Annotated in this window: 10 protein-coding genes; 3 read left to right on the top strand and 7 right to left on the bottom strand. The window is 63.6% G+C overall.

Annotation, left to right across the window (positions count from 1 at the left end):
* Positions 1-257: 257 nt before the first annotated feature.
* Positions 258-2570, top strand: a complete 2313-nt coding sequence (locus ATN37_RS14630; protein WP_218695326.1) for a transketolase C-terminal domain-containing protein — start codon at positions 258-260, stop codon at positions 2568-2570.
* A gap of 73 nt (positions 2571-2643) precedes the next feature.
* Here the strand turns inward: ATN37_RS14630 and ATN37_RS14625 are convergent, their stop codons facing one another.
* Positions 2644-4263, bottom strand: a complete 1620-nt coding sequence (locus ATN37_RS14625) for an ABC transporter substrate-binding protein (RefSeq protein WP_054188719.1) — start codon at positions 4261-4263, stop codon at positions 2644-2646.
* A 174-nt stretch (positions 4264-4437) separates the two neighbouring features.
* Complete coding sequence (locus ATN37_RS14620) at positions 4438-4728, bottom strand: putative quinol monooxygenase (RefSeq protein ID WP_003943546.1); 291 nt, start codon at positions 4726-4728, stop codon at positions 4438-4440.
* A 71-nt stretch (positions 4729-4799) separates the two neighbouring features.
* Between ATN37_RS14620 and ATN37_RS14615 the strand changes: the two genes are divergently transcribed.
* A complete protein-coding gene (locus ATN37_RS14615) occupies positions 4800-5702 on the top strand; it encodes an SDR family NAD(P)-dependent oxidoreductase (RefSeq protein WP_218695325.1) in 903 nt (300 codons plus the stop codon).
* Position 5703: 1 nt separating this feature from the next.
* On the opposite strand, the gene ATN37_RS14610 is transcribed toward ATN37_RS14615, so the two are convergent.
* Positions 5704-6429: a hypothetical protein gene (locus tag ATN37_RS14610; RefSeq protein WP_218695324.1), complete on the bottom strand. Its 726-nt coding sequence runs from the start codon at positions 6427-6429 to the stop codon at positions 5704-5706.
* A gap of 149 nt (positions 6430-6578) precedes the next feature.
* Positions 6579-7451: a hypothetical protein gene (locus ATN37_RS14605; protein WP_003943530.1), complete on the bottom strand. Its 873-nt coding sequence runs from the start codon at positions 7449-7451 to the stop codon at positions 6579-6581.
* Positions 7452-7664: 213 nt separating this feature from the next.
* Between ATN37_RS14605 and ATN37_RS14600 the strand changes: the two genes are divergently transcribed.
* Positions 7665-8228: a DUF732 domain-containing protein gene (locus ATN37_RS14600; RefSeq protein WP_030536678.1), complete on the top strand. Its 564-nt coding sequence runs from the start codon at positions 7665-7667 to the stop codon at positions 8226-8228.
* Here ATN37_RS14600 and ATN37_RS14595 read toward each other — a convergent pair whose 3' ends face one another.
* From ATN37_RS14595 to gltB, 3 genes are all read right to left on the bottom strand, one after another.
* A complete protein-coding gene (locus tag ATN37_RS14595; protein WP_007735797.1) occupies positions 8229-9125 on the bottom strand; it encodes a cutinase family protein in 897 nt (298 codons plus the stop codon).
* 184 nt (positions 9126-9309) lie between these two features.
* Entirely contained in the window at positions 9310-10761 is a 1452-nt protein-coding gene (locus ATN37_RS14590) for a glutamate synthase subunit beta (RefSeq protein ID WP_003943594.1), read from the bottom strand.
* Positions 10754-15352, bottom strand: coding sequence for a glutamate synthase large subunit (gene gltB, locus ATN37_RS14585; RefSeq protein WP_042453347.1), 4599 nt, complete (start codon positions 15350-15352; stop codon positions 10754-10756). The genes ATN37_RS14590 and gltB overlap by 8 nt, the downstream gene beginning before the upstream one ends.
* Positions 15353-15584: the final 232 nt, after the last annotated feature.

Genomic DNA, 15584 nt, shown 5'->3' with positions numbered 1-15584 from the left:
CACCTGTCACGGCGCACAGCCCTCGGTGTTGCGCACATTGCTCAATCCACCGGGTAGCTATTGCCCAATCTGTATGCCGATGATGGACTTTGACGCAGAATCTGCACAACAGATCGACAGGTGCGGCTGGACTTTGCCGCACCGAACGGTTCGGCCTCAGGAAGTCCTGCCAAACATCACAACCACATCGTCGGCCCCACGATCTGGGGTACAGGCGGTGCGGTGATCGATGTCCACTACTGAAGGCAGGACCGGCCGTGAACAGCCCCAACATCGACCAGAACGCTCCCGAGTCACTGGCGGAGATCGAGAAGCGCGTTCTGTGGTTGTCGACCGCGATGATCCATCACGCCAACCGTGTCCGTCCGAATCCCAGCGGGCTCAAGGTCGGCGGCCATCAGGCCTCGTGCGCGTCGATGGTCTCGATCATGACGTCGCTGTGGTTCGGCCAACTTCGTTCCGGCGACCGGGTTTCCGTCAAGCCGCATGCGGCGCCGGTGCTCCACGGCATCAATTATCTGCTCGGTGAACTCGACGAGTCCTACCTGACGACTCTGCGCGAATTCGGGGGCCTGCAGAGCTACCCGAGTCGATCGAAAGATCCTGATCCGGTGGATTATTCGACCGGTTCGGTGGGCATCGGCGCGACGGCTCCCATCTGGGGCGCCATCGCTCGCCGATACGTCGACGCCTCCCTCGGCGGCGCCGGAACCGGGCGTCAGTACTCCCTGGTCGGTGACGCCGAACTCGACGAGGGCGCTGTGTGGGAAGCAGTTCTCGATCATTCGGTTGCCGAACTGGGTGAGATCGTGTGGATAGTCGACCTCAACCGCCAATCACTCGACCGGGTGGTGCCGAACATCGCGGCAACCCGCCTGGAGCGCATGTTCTCGGGTGCCGGCTGGCAGGTCATCACCGTGAAGTTCGGTGCGCTGCTCGAATCACTGTTCACCCGGCCGGGCGGCACCGCGTTGCGCGAACGAATCCTGGACATGCCGAATCCGGAGTACCAGCGCCTGCTGCGATGCACGGCCGACGAGGTACGTCTGAGACTGCCCGGCGACGCGGCGGACGCCGACGCGATCACGGCGCTGATCGACGACCTCGACGACGCCACGGTGCTCGAAGCCATCCGCAATCTCGGTGGCCACGACCTCGACGCTCTGCGAGAGGCGTACGCACAGATCGACGACACCCGTCCCACCGTGATCATCGCGTACACGATCAAGGGTCGGGGTCTGCCGACGCAGGGTCATCCGCAGAACCACTCGTCGCTGCTCACCACCGAGCAGTTCGAGCACCTGGCGTCGGAACTCGGCATGGATCCGTCGAATCCCTGGGAACGGTTCGAGACCGACAGCCCGTCCGGCCGCATCTGCGCCGAAACCGCTGGGCGCCTGGCTCGCCCGAAGGTGGAGCATCTGGTGCCCCCGGCAGTTCCGAAAGACATCGGCCGTACGCCCTCCGGCACGTCCACCACTCAGGCAGCTCTGGGCCGGGTACTACTCGACCTGAGCCGCGAAGCGCCGGACGCCGCGAAACGTGTTGTCACACTGAGCCCGGACGTCAGTTCCACCACCAACCTCGCAGGCTGGCTGAACAAGGTCGGCGTGTGGTCCCCCGACGAGCGGCACAACTGGTTTGCCGACGACGCCGAAACGATCATGCACTGGCGTGAGAAGCCCACCGGTCAGCACATGGAACTCGGTATCGCCGAGACCAACCTGGTCGGACTGATGGGCGAACTCGGTGCGACCTGGAGTCGTTGGGGCCAGCCACTCTTCCCCATCGGGGTGATGTACGACCCCTTCATCGAACGGGCTCTCGAACCGTGGTCGTACGGCATCTACGCCGGAGGGCAGTCGATCATGGTCGGCACTCCGTCGGGCGTCACCTTGGCCGCCGAAGGTGGTGCGCACCAGTCGATCAAGACCCCGTCCATCGGACTGGAACAGCCGGGTTGCACCAGTTTCGAACCGGCATTCGCCGTCGACGTGGAGTGGACGCTCCTCGACAGCATCGGACGCCTCGGTCGCCCGGACGGCAGCTCGTCGTATCTGCGCCTGTCGACCCGTCCGGTCGATCAGGCCCTGGCCGCGGTACCGACCGATCCGGCTGCGCGAGAACGCCGTCGACGTCAGGTGGTGGCCGGGGCATACACACTGCGGCACAACCCTGACACGGCCGTCACCCTGGTCGGCATGGGTGCCACCGTCACCGAAACACTGGTCGCAGCCGAAAGACTAAGCGAGCAGGGCATTTCCGCCGACGTCGTCTGCGTGACCAGCCCCGGCTTGCTCTTCGAAGCACTCCAGTCTCGGCGCGGTCTCGCGGACGGTCCGTCGTGGATCCTGGATCAGGTCTTTCCGAGCAGCCGGTCCGCGCCGATGGTGACCGTTCTCGACGGGCACCCGCACACCCTCGCGTTCCTGACGGGAATCAACAACGTTCCGGGTGCTGCGCTCGGAGTGAGCCGGTTCGGTCAGGTCGGTTCGCTCGAGGACGTCTACCGGTACCACGGCCTCGACTCCGACAGCATCGTCCGCGCTGCCCTCGATCTCACTTCTTGATCTATCCCACTCTCTGATGCCGAGAAGCGTCCCCGCAGGGACGCTTCTCGGGTCCAGTCAGTCATTCAGGTGTCTAGTTCTTCCAGGCCTTGTCGAAGAACATGATTCCGTCCAGGCTCTGCTGAATGCCGTGGACGTTCTGTCCCCACACACCGAGCCACGGGGTGTTGCCGTAAACCTGCCACGGCACAACCTCGTTGGCGCGCTCCTGAATCTTGGCGAGCACCTCGATCTTCGCGTCGGTCGACGTCGCGACACCCAACTGGTCGAGAAGCGTATCCATCTCGGGGTCGGAGAAACTCGCGGCGTTGTTTCGCCCACCGGTCTTGAGGTTCGAGTACAGACGCTCGAACGGATCGGCTTCCGCGAGGTTGGCGGAACCTGTTGCCATGTCGAAGTCGCGGTCGGCGTACAAACGCTTGACGACGTCGGCAACCGAGTTGACGTACTCGATCTGGAAATCGAATCCGACGGCGTTGGCCATCGACTGCAGTGCGAGAGCCATCGCCTGCGCCGAATTCTCCTGCAGCGTCAGGTATGTGATCTTGCCGTCGTAACCGTCGGCCTTGGCCTCGTCGAGAAGCTGCTTCGCCTTGGCGGTGTCTACGCCGATCGGAGCGACGTCGTTGTGCCAGCGAGAGGTGTCCTGGAAGATGACCTGCCCGGGCAGACCCTTGCCCTCGTTGAGTCGGTTGTCGAGTGCGACGGGATCGGTTGCGAGCGCCAATGCCTGACGGATGCGCACGTCGGCACCGGGACGACCGGGTGCCGTGTTGACGAGCGAGAGGTACGACAGCGACGGGATGTCGACGAAGCCCGGGTAGCCGGAGTCGATCAGATCCAGGACGTTGGGTAGCGAACGCATGTATGCGACGTCCGTGCCGCCGCTCTTGAGCGATTCGGTGGTGGACTGCGAACCGACAATGCTGATCAACCGCAGCTTGTCCACGTTCGGGGCACCGTCGAAGTAGTCCTCCCGAGCGTCGAGGATCAATTCCTCGTTGGGAGCGAACTTCTCGAGGGTGAAGGCACCCGCGCCGATCGGGGTGAACTGATCACCTTGCTGGGCGCTCGGCGCGACGATCATGCCGGGGCCGGTGGAGAGCAGTGACTCGATACCGGTCCACGGGTCGACGAGATTGAAGACGACCGTCGACAGATCCGGAGTGTCTACCGACGCGACCTTCGACGCGTACAGACTCGACTGCGGCCCCTTGTTGGTGACGTAGCGATTGAGGCTCGCCGAAACGGCCGCCGAATCCACCGGCGTCCCGTCGCTGAACTTCACACCGTCGCGCAGTTCGAGAGTCCACGTCTTGAAGTCGGAACTCGGTTCCATCGACTCCGCGAGTTTCGGAACAAATTCCTTCGACGCCGGGTCGTAGCGCAGCAGAGTGTCGTAGATGGCGCCCAACTCCGAACCGGCGACCGAACCCGCGATCTGAGTCTTCGCCGGATCGAGATTGGTGACGGCGGAGTACCCGCTGAACGTGAGGGTGCCGCCCTTGACCGGATCGCCCTCGCCGGACTGCTCGTTGACCGGGCCGATGGACAATCCCGAACCGGAGTCCGGTGCGTCGCCGCTCCCACCCCCGTTCCCGCTGTCAGCGCACGACGAGACGAACAGGCCGGCGGAGACTGCCAGCGCGACGGCGGCAACCTTGCGTTGACCGCGCCGAGAACTGCGACTCATTCAAAACCTCCAGGTCAGAAACTGTGATGTGAAGCATTGTCGAGACAGTTTGTGACTTAAGGCACAGGTATTAGTCGCAGGTCCCGCTCAGTGGAATGGAGCGCGAAGATTGGTCAGTTTTCGAGCGACATTCGCAGGTCAGACCCTTAGCGAAGGTCAGGAATTCATTCTGATTCAGGCGCCTTTCAACGGATGAATCGCCGGAGCGCCGTCGAGAAGTGGTCCGGCGGCGGCCAGCGCGGCCTGCAGATGCGGGGACTGCATATGAGCGTCCAACTCCTCCTGCCCGCGCCAAGTTTCGATCGTGACGAACGTGCCGGGCGCAGCCGCTGACTCGAACAACTCGTACGACACACAGCCGTCCTCGGACCGACTCGCCTCCGCGAGAGTTGTCAGAGCCGATCGGACGTCGTCCTCGGAACCGGACTTGGCCGGGATGGTTGCAACTACACGAAGCTCGCTCATCGGATACCTTTCGCAGAGGGGAAGTCAGCTAGAGACACACGCCACAAACGTACACACGAAAAGGGCAACCAATGGGGCTACTGAAGGACGTCACCGGCTGGCGACGCGGAACGAAGTTGCAGCGTCGACTGCGCGATCTCACCGGCACGCTGGTGGTGATCACCGGTGCGGGCAGCGGCATCGGGCGTGAAACGGGCCTCGCCTTCGCCGCCCAGGGAGCTATCGTCGTGGTCTCCGACATCAATCTCGAAAGCGCGCAGGACACTGCGGCACTTGTAAACATCCCTTCGCAAGCGGGCGGCGCCGAAGCAGTGTTCGGTGGCGGTGCCCACGCCTATCAGGTGGACGTGTCCGACGAACAGGCCGTGATTCGGTTCGCGGAGACCGTCGCGGCACATCACGGCGTACCGGACATCGTCGTCAACAACGCTGGAATCGGGTTCTCCGGGACATTCGCCGACACCGAGCAGCGCCAGTTCGAGCGCGTCATGGACATCAACTTCTGGGGAGTTGTCTACGGCTGCCGGGCATTTACCCCGATGATGATCGACCGGGGAACAGGAGGGCACGTCGTCAATCTGTCCTCGGCCGCCGCGTACACACCACAGAAGGCCCTCACCGCGTATTCGACAAGCAAAGCAGCGGTATTCATGCTCTCGGATTGCCTACGGGCAGAGCTGCTTCCACACGGCATCGGCGTCAGCACCATCTGCCCCGGCCTCGTTCACACGAACATCCTCAAGACCACCGAGTTCGCCGGGACCACCGCCGAGGAGCAGCTCGAGAACCAGACCAAGGTCGACAACTTCTACCGCAAGCGGAACTTCACTCCTGATCGAGTGGCCAGTGCCATCGTGAAAGCAGTTCGCACGAACAAGGCCGTCGTACCCGTGACCGTCGAAGCCAAGCTCGGACGCACCATCAGCCGGTTGTCTCCCGGGTCGATGCGCGTCGGAGCTCGGTTCGAGATCTAGGTCAGCTTCCGAAACTCAGGCTGCCCGTGAAACCCTGCTGCACATCGGCTTCCGAGCGGGGAAGAACCTCGTAGGTGCTGGCGTACTGGCCACTGAAACCGGTGACGGTGATCGGGCGTCCCACTGCAATGGCGTCGACGTCGATTCCGGTCTGGGTGTTGACGAAGATGACGGTGTTTCCCTCGGCACCCGAGACCAGGATCTTGTGGCCGTACGGCAGATCGTCGACAACGGGTCCGCTCACGATTCCGGACACCGTCACGAGACGACCTTCGCTGCCCTCACCGATTGCATTGAGGGGCAGTCGCGCCGGGCTGATCTGCGTAGTCGTGCCGATTACCTCGACGCCAGTCGGGCGGACGACGAGCAGGCCTTCTTGATCCGCGAGGACTCCGGTGACCTGAACCTGATCGCCGAGAGCAATCCCGGAGTTGTTCGGATCGCTGATGTAGATGCCCGAATTGCCGCTCTGGAGACCAAAGCCCTTGTCGTAGAAGCTGGATTCGAATACTCCCGACGGCGTAGTCGAGGTTCCCACGACGGTGACCGTCGTTCCGATGGCCTGCGCACGGGCTGCCGCAATGGAGTCCGCCGACACCTCACCAACTACTGCCGCCGGCTCCGCCGTTGCTGCAGTACCGACAAACATGGTGGCTGCAGCCGCAACTGCCAGTGCTGTCACACCCCGGCGCAGGACCGGACTCGCAAGAACGCTGTCTCGAAACATGTTTGAGGACTCCCCTGTGATTTCGTGGCCGCGCAGGTCCTCCTGATGGAGTCCGCCTTCGCCCACCCTGAGGCACAGGTTATTACAGGTCGGACGCCGCAGCGGTGGTGACATTCCGCCACCACCGCTGCTTCAAGGCATCCGAGTTTTCAGGAACCGGAGCTTCCGGACGAACCGCTCGAGCCACTGGAACCGCTGGATCCTGTTCCGCCACCGAGATCGTCGAGAGGATCGCTACCGGTGAGGCCGCCCGGGTACAGGTAGGCGTCGGAGATCGTGCTGAGCGAGGTTCCCGACGTGGCCGGTACCTTTGCTCGCCAGTTGACGATCGGGTTCAGCACTCCGAACGGTCCGCAACCACTGGCGGCGGGCAGCGCGAAGCCGGTGGCCTGGTTCCCGACCGGGCTCACCTTCAGTGCATTGTCCGGGAGCACCGTGTAGGTCGGTACCACCGACGGGTCAGGCGCGAGACGAAGATTCACCGGCGCAGCCGCGGAGCCCAGGTAGCAGTTGTCACCGAGGAACGCGTTGTTGATCTTCATCCGCACCGGGATGCTCAGATCCATGTCGGTGATGATGCCGTTGAGGGTCGGGGCAGCGGTCGCCTCCACCTCGGCGGTGACTGCGGCGAGGCCGAACAGATTGCCGAACGGCAGGTCGATTCCGAGGACTCCACCCGGAACGGTCAACGGCTTGGAGTAGACACCGTGGTGTCCGTCGTCGCGCGGGAGAAGAACGGTGGACTCACCTTCACCGGAGCCGGCCTCGGCGGCGATGATCATGTCGCCTTTTCCGATCGGGAGGTTGAAGCCGTTGTTGTCGAAGGTTCCGCTCTGAACCACAACCGACACACAGGATTCGGCAGTAGCCGGACACACTGCGGCACCGGGTATCGAATTGTCGACCGGATCCTGAGCCGAGGCCATCGGCGCCGCGAACGCGAGGACCGCACCTGCGGTACCTGCAATGACGGCCACGCGCGTGCCGAGACGTCTGTTGCCGTTCTTGTGAGATTTCTGCACTGATTTCTCCCTGCCGTTTATGTGATGGGGGACGAAACTCGCAGTCATTGCTTGTGTTTCGACCGCCGCCGACAAGGTCTTTGCGGTGTGCTCCTACTCACAAGTAACAACTGAACAGATGTATATCACAGGACTTCGACTTAAAAACAGGGCAAAAGGGAGTTTCCTTAAAACGGACAAAATAAGCGGTACGGTATGTAACACTCACGGGTGATGAACACGAACAGACTGGTCCTCTGCGTCGCGGCAGCGGGCCTACTCCTCAGCGGCTGCAGCAGCCAATCCGACAGCGACGCATCGGAATCCACTTCTGCGGCCACCAGCACGTCGGTTGCGGCGACGTCGAGTTCGACTGCCCCCAGTACGCTTTCCGAGCTGCCGACCAGCCCGCTCGCCGCAACAACTCCGGAAGCCGCGCCGAGCGTCGTCGAATCGACGCCCCCGCCGGTGTCGCTACCAGTAGCGCCACAGGTAGCGCCACCGGCAAACTCACCGATCGACGCCCGCTCACCGGAAGAGATCGTCGCGAACGCCGGCGAGAAGGGGCAGCGGTACATCGCCGCTCTGCGTCTGGCCGGGATCCCGCCCGCCGGAATGGATTCCGCAGAGATCCTCTACGCCGACGGCACCTGCAAGGCGCTCGCTGACGGTATGCCTCGGTCCGAAGTGCTGGCAGAGTTCAACTCCGTCGGCGAGGTGTACTCACAGATCACGCCGATGTCCTCGCAGCGTATCGCCGAGATCTACGTCGACACGGCGGAGCAGACGTACTGCTGATCAGGCCTTGCCGGCCAACCAGCCGTGCAGCCAGGACGTCGCCGAATTGCCCGCGCCGTCAACGACGTAACGCGTGTAGTCGGTGTGCACCTGCGAGCCGTAGAAGTCGACCAACTGATCGATGCGCCGCGAGTTCGCGCCCGGATCGAGCTGGGCCATCAAAGCGGGGAGACCGCCTGCGGTGATCAGATCATTGACGATCACGGCGGCCTCGTCGCGCAGCGCGAGCGCACTGGCCGGAGTGGGATCGGACGCCTGAGCCATGAATCCGGCCAGGCGCATCACAAAATCGTCCTTCGGCGTCGAGCAGTACAGGTCACCGACCGCGCACAGCGTCACCGTTTTGCCTGACAGCCAACCGAATCCACCGATGCGAGGGCCGCTGGCACCGTTACCGCCGACAGCGGGGCCGATCAGGACGTCGGACTCGGAACGACGGGGATCGGACAGCAAGCCGACGCCCTCGACGCGAGTCGGGGGGACCACGCCGATGCCGGTTCCGATCTCGGCGGCGAGATCGCCTGCCGCGTCGGCGCCCTGGCTGTATCCGACGATGGCGAAGCGAGTGTCACCGCACGAGGCGGCCATGGCGCCGATCATGCCGCGGGCATTGTCGACGGCCTGCTGCTTCGACTTGGCGTAGACGTTGGACTCCCACGGGAAGGCCGTCGCCGAGTAGGTGACGTAATCGGTGCGTACGGAGCCCGGAAGCCCGTTGGTCACCGGGGCGAGCATGCCGGCGCCGGGCCTGGTGCCCGAGGGCTCCCAGGTTCCCGGGATGGCCACGACGTACAGGCTGGGGCAGGGATCAGCCGACGCCACGGGAGCACTGACAACCGGTACCACTACTGCCGCAGCAAGTGCCGACAACACCGCAACGAGACGCCTCGCACGCATGAAACTCCCCTGTTTTACCTTCAGCAACCCATACACCACTATCGGTGCTCCGGAATCATACTGTCTGGGCGTTGTGTCTGTCCGATGCACGATTGATGAAGGTTTGTTACAGATCGTGCGAATTGCTTGCAGAAACAAAGCCGCACCCCACCGAATGCGGTGGGGTGCGGCTTGGTGAGAGCCTCTAGCGCTGCGGAGCCGCTGTCGGGTGGATCGGTGACGGAAGGGCCGTGACACCCTCGAGGTAGGTGTCCACAGCGGCTGCTGCGGAACGTCCCTCGGCGATGGCCCAGACGATCAGGGACTGACCGCGGCCCATGTCGCCGGCCACGAACACGCCGTCGACGTTGGTGTTCCACTTCGACGTGCGGGCGACGTTGCCACGCTCGTTCAAGTCGACACCGAGATCGGTGAGCAGACCCGGCTTCTCGGGACCGACGAAGCCCATGGCCAGGAGCACGAGATCGGCTTCGAGCTCGAAGTCCGAGCCCTCGACCTTCTCGAAGCGACCCGACTTCATCTCGACCTCGTGAGCCTTGAGTCCGGTGACCTTGCCGTTTTCACCGACGAAGTTCTCGGTGTTGACGGAGAACAGACGCTCGCCGCCCTCCTCGTGAGCCGAAGCCACGCGGAACATGAGCGGGTACGTCGGCCACGGAGTCTGCTCGGCGCGAGTCTCCGGCGGACGCGGCATGATCTCGAACTGGTGGACGCTGGCCGCACCCTGACGGTGCGAGGTGCCGAGGCAGTCCGCTCCGGTGTCGCCGCCGCCGATGATGACAACCTTCTTGCCCTCAGCGGTGATGGTGGGAGCGTCGAGGTCACCCAACTGCACGCGGTTGGCGATCGGCAGGAACTCCATCGCCTGGTGGATGCCGTCCAGTTCGCGGCCCGGGATCGGAAGATCGCGAGCTGCCGTGGCGCCGCCGGCCAGAACCACTGCGTCGAACTGCTCACGCAGCTCGTCCGCGGTGATGTCCACACCGACATTGACGTTGGTCTTGAAGACGGTGCCTTCGGCTTCCATCTGCTCGAGACGGCGGTCGATGTGCCGCTTCTCCATCTTGAACTCGGGGATGCCGTAGCGCAGCAGGCCGCCGATGCGGTCTGCCCGCTCGAAGACCGTCACTGCGTGACCGGCGCGGGTCAGCTGCTGCGCTGCAGCCAGACCGGCCGGACCACTGCCGACAACCGCAACCTTCTTGTTGGTGGCGTGCGCGGCGCGAACCGGCTTGACCCACCCTTCGTCGAAGGCCTTGTCGATGATCTCGACCTCGACCTGCTTGATGGTGACCGGATCCTGGTTGATGCCCAGGACACAGGACGCCTCACAGGGTGCGGGGCACAGACGACCGGTGAACTCCGGGAAGTTGTTGGTCGCGTGCAGACGCTCGATGGCGTCGTGCCAGTGGTCCTTGTAGACCAGGTCGTTCCACTCGGGAATCAAGTTTCCGAGAGGGCAACCGTTGTGGCAGAAAGGAATTCCGCAGTCCATGCAACGGCTGGCCTGGGTCTTGAGGGTTTCCTTCGGGAACTCCTCGTAGACCTCTTTCCAGTCGAGCAGGCGCAACGGCACCGGCCGGCGAACCGGAAGTTCGCGCGACGTGTGCTTCAGGAAGCCGCTTGGATCACCCACGAGCTGCCTCCATAACTGCCTCGTCCACGTTCTTGCCATCCTTCTCTGCGGCCGCGATGGCCAAAAGAACCTTCTTGTAGTCGCGGGGCATCACCTTTGCGAAGTGACCCACCTGCTGCGACCAGTCAGCGAGGATGCGCGTGGCAACCTCGGAGCCGGTTTCGTCGCGATGACGTTCGATGGCGCCCTTCAACCAGGTGAAGTCGTCGCCCGAAAGATCCTCGAGGTCCACCAGTTCGGTGTTGAGGTTCTTCTCGAATGCCTTGTCGGGGTTGTAGATGTACGCGACGCCACCGGACATGCCGGCGCCGAAGTTACGTCCGGTGGCTCCGAGGATGACCACCTTTCCACCCGTCATGTACTCGCAACCATGATCGCCCACACCCTCGACGACGGCAGTGGCGCCGGAGTTACGGACTGCGAAGCGTTCGCCGACGACACCGCGAAGCAGAGCCTCGCCACTGGTGGCGCCGAACAGGATGACGTTGCCACCGATGATGTTGTCCTCGGCGACAAAGCCTTCCGCTGCATCGAGCGGCGGGCGTACGACGATGCGTCCACCCGAGAGACCCTTGCCGACGAAGTCGTTGGCGTCGCCGTGCAGGCGCAGGGTCATACCGCTGGGCACGAAAGCACCGAAGCTGTTACCGGCGGAACCGGTGAACGTGATGTCGATGGTGCCCTCGGGCAAGCCCTCTCCACCGAACGCCTTGGTGACCTCGTGGCCGAGCATGGTGCCGACCGTGCGGTTGACGTTGGTGATCGCGGACTCGAAGGAGACCGCCTCACCCTTGTCGAGTGCGTTGCGGGCCGAGACGATCAACTGCTGATCGAGTGCCTTGTCGAGACCGTGATCCTGCGTGCCGGTGCAGTGGACGTCCTGGTCCATGAACGCGGACTCGACCTGGGTGAGGATCGGCGACAGATCGAGATTGCCTGCCTTGCTTCCCTTCCAGTGATCGAGAGCGCGCGTGGTGTCCAGCATGTCGACCTGGCCGACGGCTTCGAGCAGCGTGCGGAAGCCGAGTTCCGCGAGAAGCTCGCGAACCTCTTCGGCGATGAACATGAAGAAGTTCTCGACGAATTCCGGCTTGCCACTGAAACGCTGACGCAGCAACGGGTTCTGCGTCGCGACACCGACGGGGCAGGTGTCGAGGTGGCAGACGCGCATCATGATGCAGCCCGAGACCACCAGCGGTGCGGTGGCGAAACCGAACTCCTCGCCGCCGAGCAGGGCAGCGACGACGACGTCGCGACCCGTCTTGAGCTGGCCGTCGACCTGCACGACGATGCGGTCACGGAGACCGTTGAGCAGCAACGTCTGCTGGGTCTCGGCGAGGCCGAGTTCCCACGGTGCGCCCGCGTGCTTGACGGAGGTCAGCGGGGTGGCACCGGTGCCACCGTCGTGACCGGAGATCAGAACGACGTCGGCATGTGCCTTGGAGACACCGGCCGCGACGGTTCCGACGCCGACCTCGGAGACCAGCTTCACGTGGATGCGGGCCTGCGGGTTGGCGTTCTTCAGGTCGTGGATCAGCTGAGCGAGATCCTCGATCGAGTAGATGTCGTGGTGCGGCGGCGGCGAAATCAGGCCGACGCCAGGCGTGGAGTGCCGAACCTCGGCCACCCACGGGTACACCTTGTGAGCCGGAAGCTGGCCGCCCTCACCGGGCTTGGCCCCCTGCGCCATCTTGATCTGGATGTCGGTGCAGTTGCTCAGGTAGTGCGAGGTGACACCGAAGCGTCCCGACGCGACCTGCTTGATGGCACTGCGACGCAGATCGCCGTTCTCGTCCGGCGTGAAGCGCGACGGATGTTCGCCGCCCTCACCGGAATTGGAGCGGGCGCCCAGACGGTTCATCGCGATGGCGAGAGTCTCGTGAGCCTCGGCGGAGATGGAGCCGTAGCTCATCGCACCCGTCGAGAAACGCTTGACGATCTCGCTGGCGGGCTCGACCTCGTCGATCGAGATCGACGGCCGCTTGCCGATGTTGAAGTCGAACAGACCACGCAGAGCGGCAAGGCGCTCCGACTGGTCGTTGACCATGGTCGTGTACTCCTTGAACACCTCGTACTGACCTGTGCGAGTTGCGTGCTGGAGCTTGAAGACCGTGTCCGGGTTGAACAGGTGGTACTCGCCTTCACGACGCCACTGGTACTCGCCGCCGACCTCGAGCTCGCGGTGAGCGCGCTCTTCGGGGCGATCGAGGTATGCGACGGCGTGACGTGCCTGGACGTCGGCTGCGATCTGGTCGAGGCCGATGCCACCGAGCTGCGACTGCAGACCGGTGAAGTACTCGTCCGTCAGCTCCTGTGAGAGGCCGATGACCTGGAACAGCTGAGCACCGGTGTACGACGCGAGCGTCGAGATGCCCATCTTGGACATCACCTTCAGGACACCCTTGCCGGCTGCCTTGATGTAGTTCGCGATGCCTTTCTCGAGGGTCAGACCCTCGAGCTCGCCGTTCTGCAGGAACTCGTCGATGGTCTCGAAAGCCATGTACGGGTTGACCGCTGCGGCACCGAAGCCGATGAGGAGCGCCATGTGGTGCACCTCGCGGGCGTCGCCGGCCTCGACGATGAGGCCGACCTTGGTGCGCGACTTCTCACGAACCAGGTGGTGGTGCACAGCCGAGGTGAGGAGCAGCGACGGGATCGGTGCGTAGTCCTCGGTGGACTCACGGTCCGAGAGCACGACGATGCGCGCGCCACCCTCGATTGCCTGCGAGACCTGGTACTTGATGCCCTCGAGCGCACGACGGATACCGTCGCCGCCTTCCTTGACGGGGTAAAGGCCGCGGATCACGACGCTGCGGAAGCCCGGGAATTCGCCGTCGTCGTTGACGTGAACGAGCTTCGACAGGTCGTCGTTGTGCAGGATCGGCTGCGGGAGCGCAATCTGCTTGCAGGAGTCCGCATTCGGGTGCAGCAGGTCGCCCTCGGGGCCGATGGTCGCGCCGAGGCTGGTGACAACCTCTTCACGGATCGCGTCGAGAGGCGGGTTGGTGACCTGAGCGAAGAGTTGCGAGAAGTAGTCGAACAGCATCCGGGGGCGTGACGAGAGCACGGCGATCGGAGTGTCGGTACCCATCGAGCCCAGTGCCTCGGCACCGGAGAGAGCCATCGGCTTGACCAGCAGGTTGACCTCTTCGTTGGTGAAACCGAAGAGCTGCTGACGCAGCACGACGCGCTCGTGCGACATGTACGTGTACGGACGGTCCGGCAGGTCGTCCATGTGGATCAGACCTTCGTCGATCCACTGCTGGTACGGGTGCTCGGCAGCGAGTTCGTTCTTCAGTTCCTCGTCGCTGATGACCCGGCCCTGCGCGGTGTCCACGAGGAACATGCGGCCGGGCTGGAGGCGGACCTTGCGGACAACGGTGGACGGATCGATCGGCAGAACGCCGACCTCCGACGCCATGACGACGAGGCCGTCTTCGGTGATCCACAGACGCGACGGACGCAGACCGTTGCGGTCCAGCACGGCGCCGATGACGGTGCCGTCGGTGAAGCACACCGACGCCGGTCCGTCCCAGGGCTCCATGAGAGCCGAGTGGTACTCGTAGAACGCCCGACGAGCGGGGTCCATGCTCTCGTGCTTCTCCCAGGCTTCCGGGATCATCATGAGAACTGCGTGCGGCAGGCTGCGGCCGGCGAGGTGCAGCATCTCGAGCACCTCGTCGAAACGAGCGGTGTCACTGGCGCCCTGGGTGCAGATCGGGAAGATCTTGTCCAGGTTCTCGCGGCCACCGAAGACGTCGCTGTCGATCAGGGACTCGCGAGCGCGCATCCAGTTCTCGTTGCCGGTGACGGTGTTGATCTCACCGTTGTGAGCGACCCGGCGGAACGGGTGCGCCAGCGGCCACGACGGGAACGTGTTGGTGGAGAAGCGCGAGTGGACCAAGCCCAGTGCGCTCTCGACACGATCGTCCTGCAGGTCGAGGTAGAAACCCTTGAGCTGCGGGGTGGTGAGCATGCCCTTGTAGACGAACGTCTGGCCGGACAGGCTGGGGAAGTACACGGTCTCGCTACCCGGGCCACCCTTGCCGGCGCCTTCGGAGCCGAGTTCGTGCTCGGTGCGCTTACGCACCACGTATGCACGACGCTCGAGATCCATGCCGGTGTACTTGTCACCCTCGGAGCCGATGAAGATCTGACGGAACGTCGGCATCGCGTCGCGCGCCAGTGCGCCCAGCGAGGAGTCGTCGGTTCCGACCTCGCGCCAGCCGAGAACCTTCAGGCCCTCTTCGACGACGATCTTCTCGACTGCAGCAGCAGCCTCGTGTGCATCGGCATCGCCCTGCGGGAGGAATGCGATACCGGTTGCGTACGCGCCTTCGGCGGGCAGCGCGAAGTCCACGACAGCTCGGAAGAACTTGTCGGGAACCTGCAGCAGAATGCCCGCACCGTCACCCGTGTTGGGTTCGGATCCGGCAGCGCCGCGATGCTCGAGGTTGACCAGAGCGGTGATCGCCTTTTCGACGATGTCCCTGCTGCGGCGACCATGCATGTCGACAACAAATGCGACTCCACAGGAGTCGTGCTCATTGGACGGGTGATAGAGGCCCTGGGGGCCTGGAAGTTGCTTCATACCCAGCCTTCGTATGCCATAAAGATGCACCGACGACCAGCAGCGCTGATGGCCATCAACTTGCAATGCAAGTCCTTCAAAGCACCGACACGACGATGTGTTCGGTACCACCGAAGTAGCCGCCCTGCGCAGACGCGATGGTGTGCGTTCTGGCACCCGGCGACGTGAGTCTTCGGTCGGTTGAAACTTTTGTGAGTCAACCGTGTAACGAAAACGATAATTCAGAACCCCG

The organism is Rhodococcus sp. MH15 (assembly GCF_019266045.1).
GTDB classification, from domain to species: domain Bacteria; phylum Actinomycetota; class Actinomycetes; order Mycobacteriales; family Mycobacteriaceae; genus Rhodococcus_F; species Rhodococcus_F qingshengii.
The sequence above is the reverse complement of the archived record's forward strand: the minus strand, read 5'-3'. Positions and strand labels throughout refer to the sequence as shown.

Coding starts and splice junctions, on each gene's coding strand:
- ATN37_RS14595 (WP_007735797.1), bottom strand. CDS start 9,125: ATGCGTGCGAGGCGTCTCGTTGCGGTGTTGTCGGCACTTGCTGCGGCA.
- gltB (WP_042453347.1), bottom strand. CDS start 15,352: ATGAAGCAACTTCCAGGCCCCCAGGGCCTCTATCACCCGTCCAATGAG.
- ATN37_RS14600 (WP_030536678.1), top strand. CDS start 7,665: ATGAACACGAACAGACTGGTCCTCTGCGTCGCGGCAGCGGGCCTACTC.
- ATN37_RS14610 (WP_218695324.1), bottom strand. CDS start 6,429: ATGTTTCGAGACAGCGTTCTTGCGAGTCCGGTCCTGCGCCGGGGTGTG.
- ATN37_RS14620 (WP_003943546.1), bottom strand. CDS start 4,728: ATGAGCGAGCTTCGTGTAGTTGCAACCATCCCGGCCAAGTCCGGTTCC.
- ATN37_RS14615 (WP_218695325.1), top strand. CDS start 4,800: ATGGGGCTACTGAAGGACGTCACCGGCTGGCGACGCGGAACGAAGTTG.
- ATN37_RS14625 (WP_054188719.1), bottom strand. CDS start 4,263: ATGAGTCGCAGTTCTCGGCGCGGTCAACGCAAGGTTGCCGCCGTCGCG.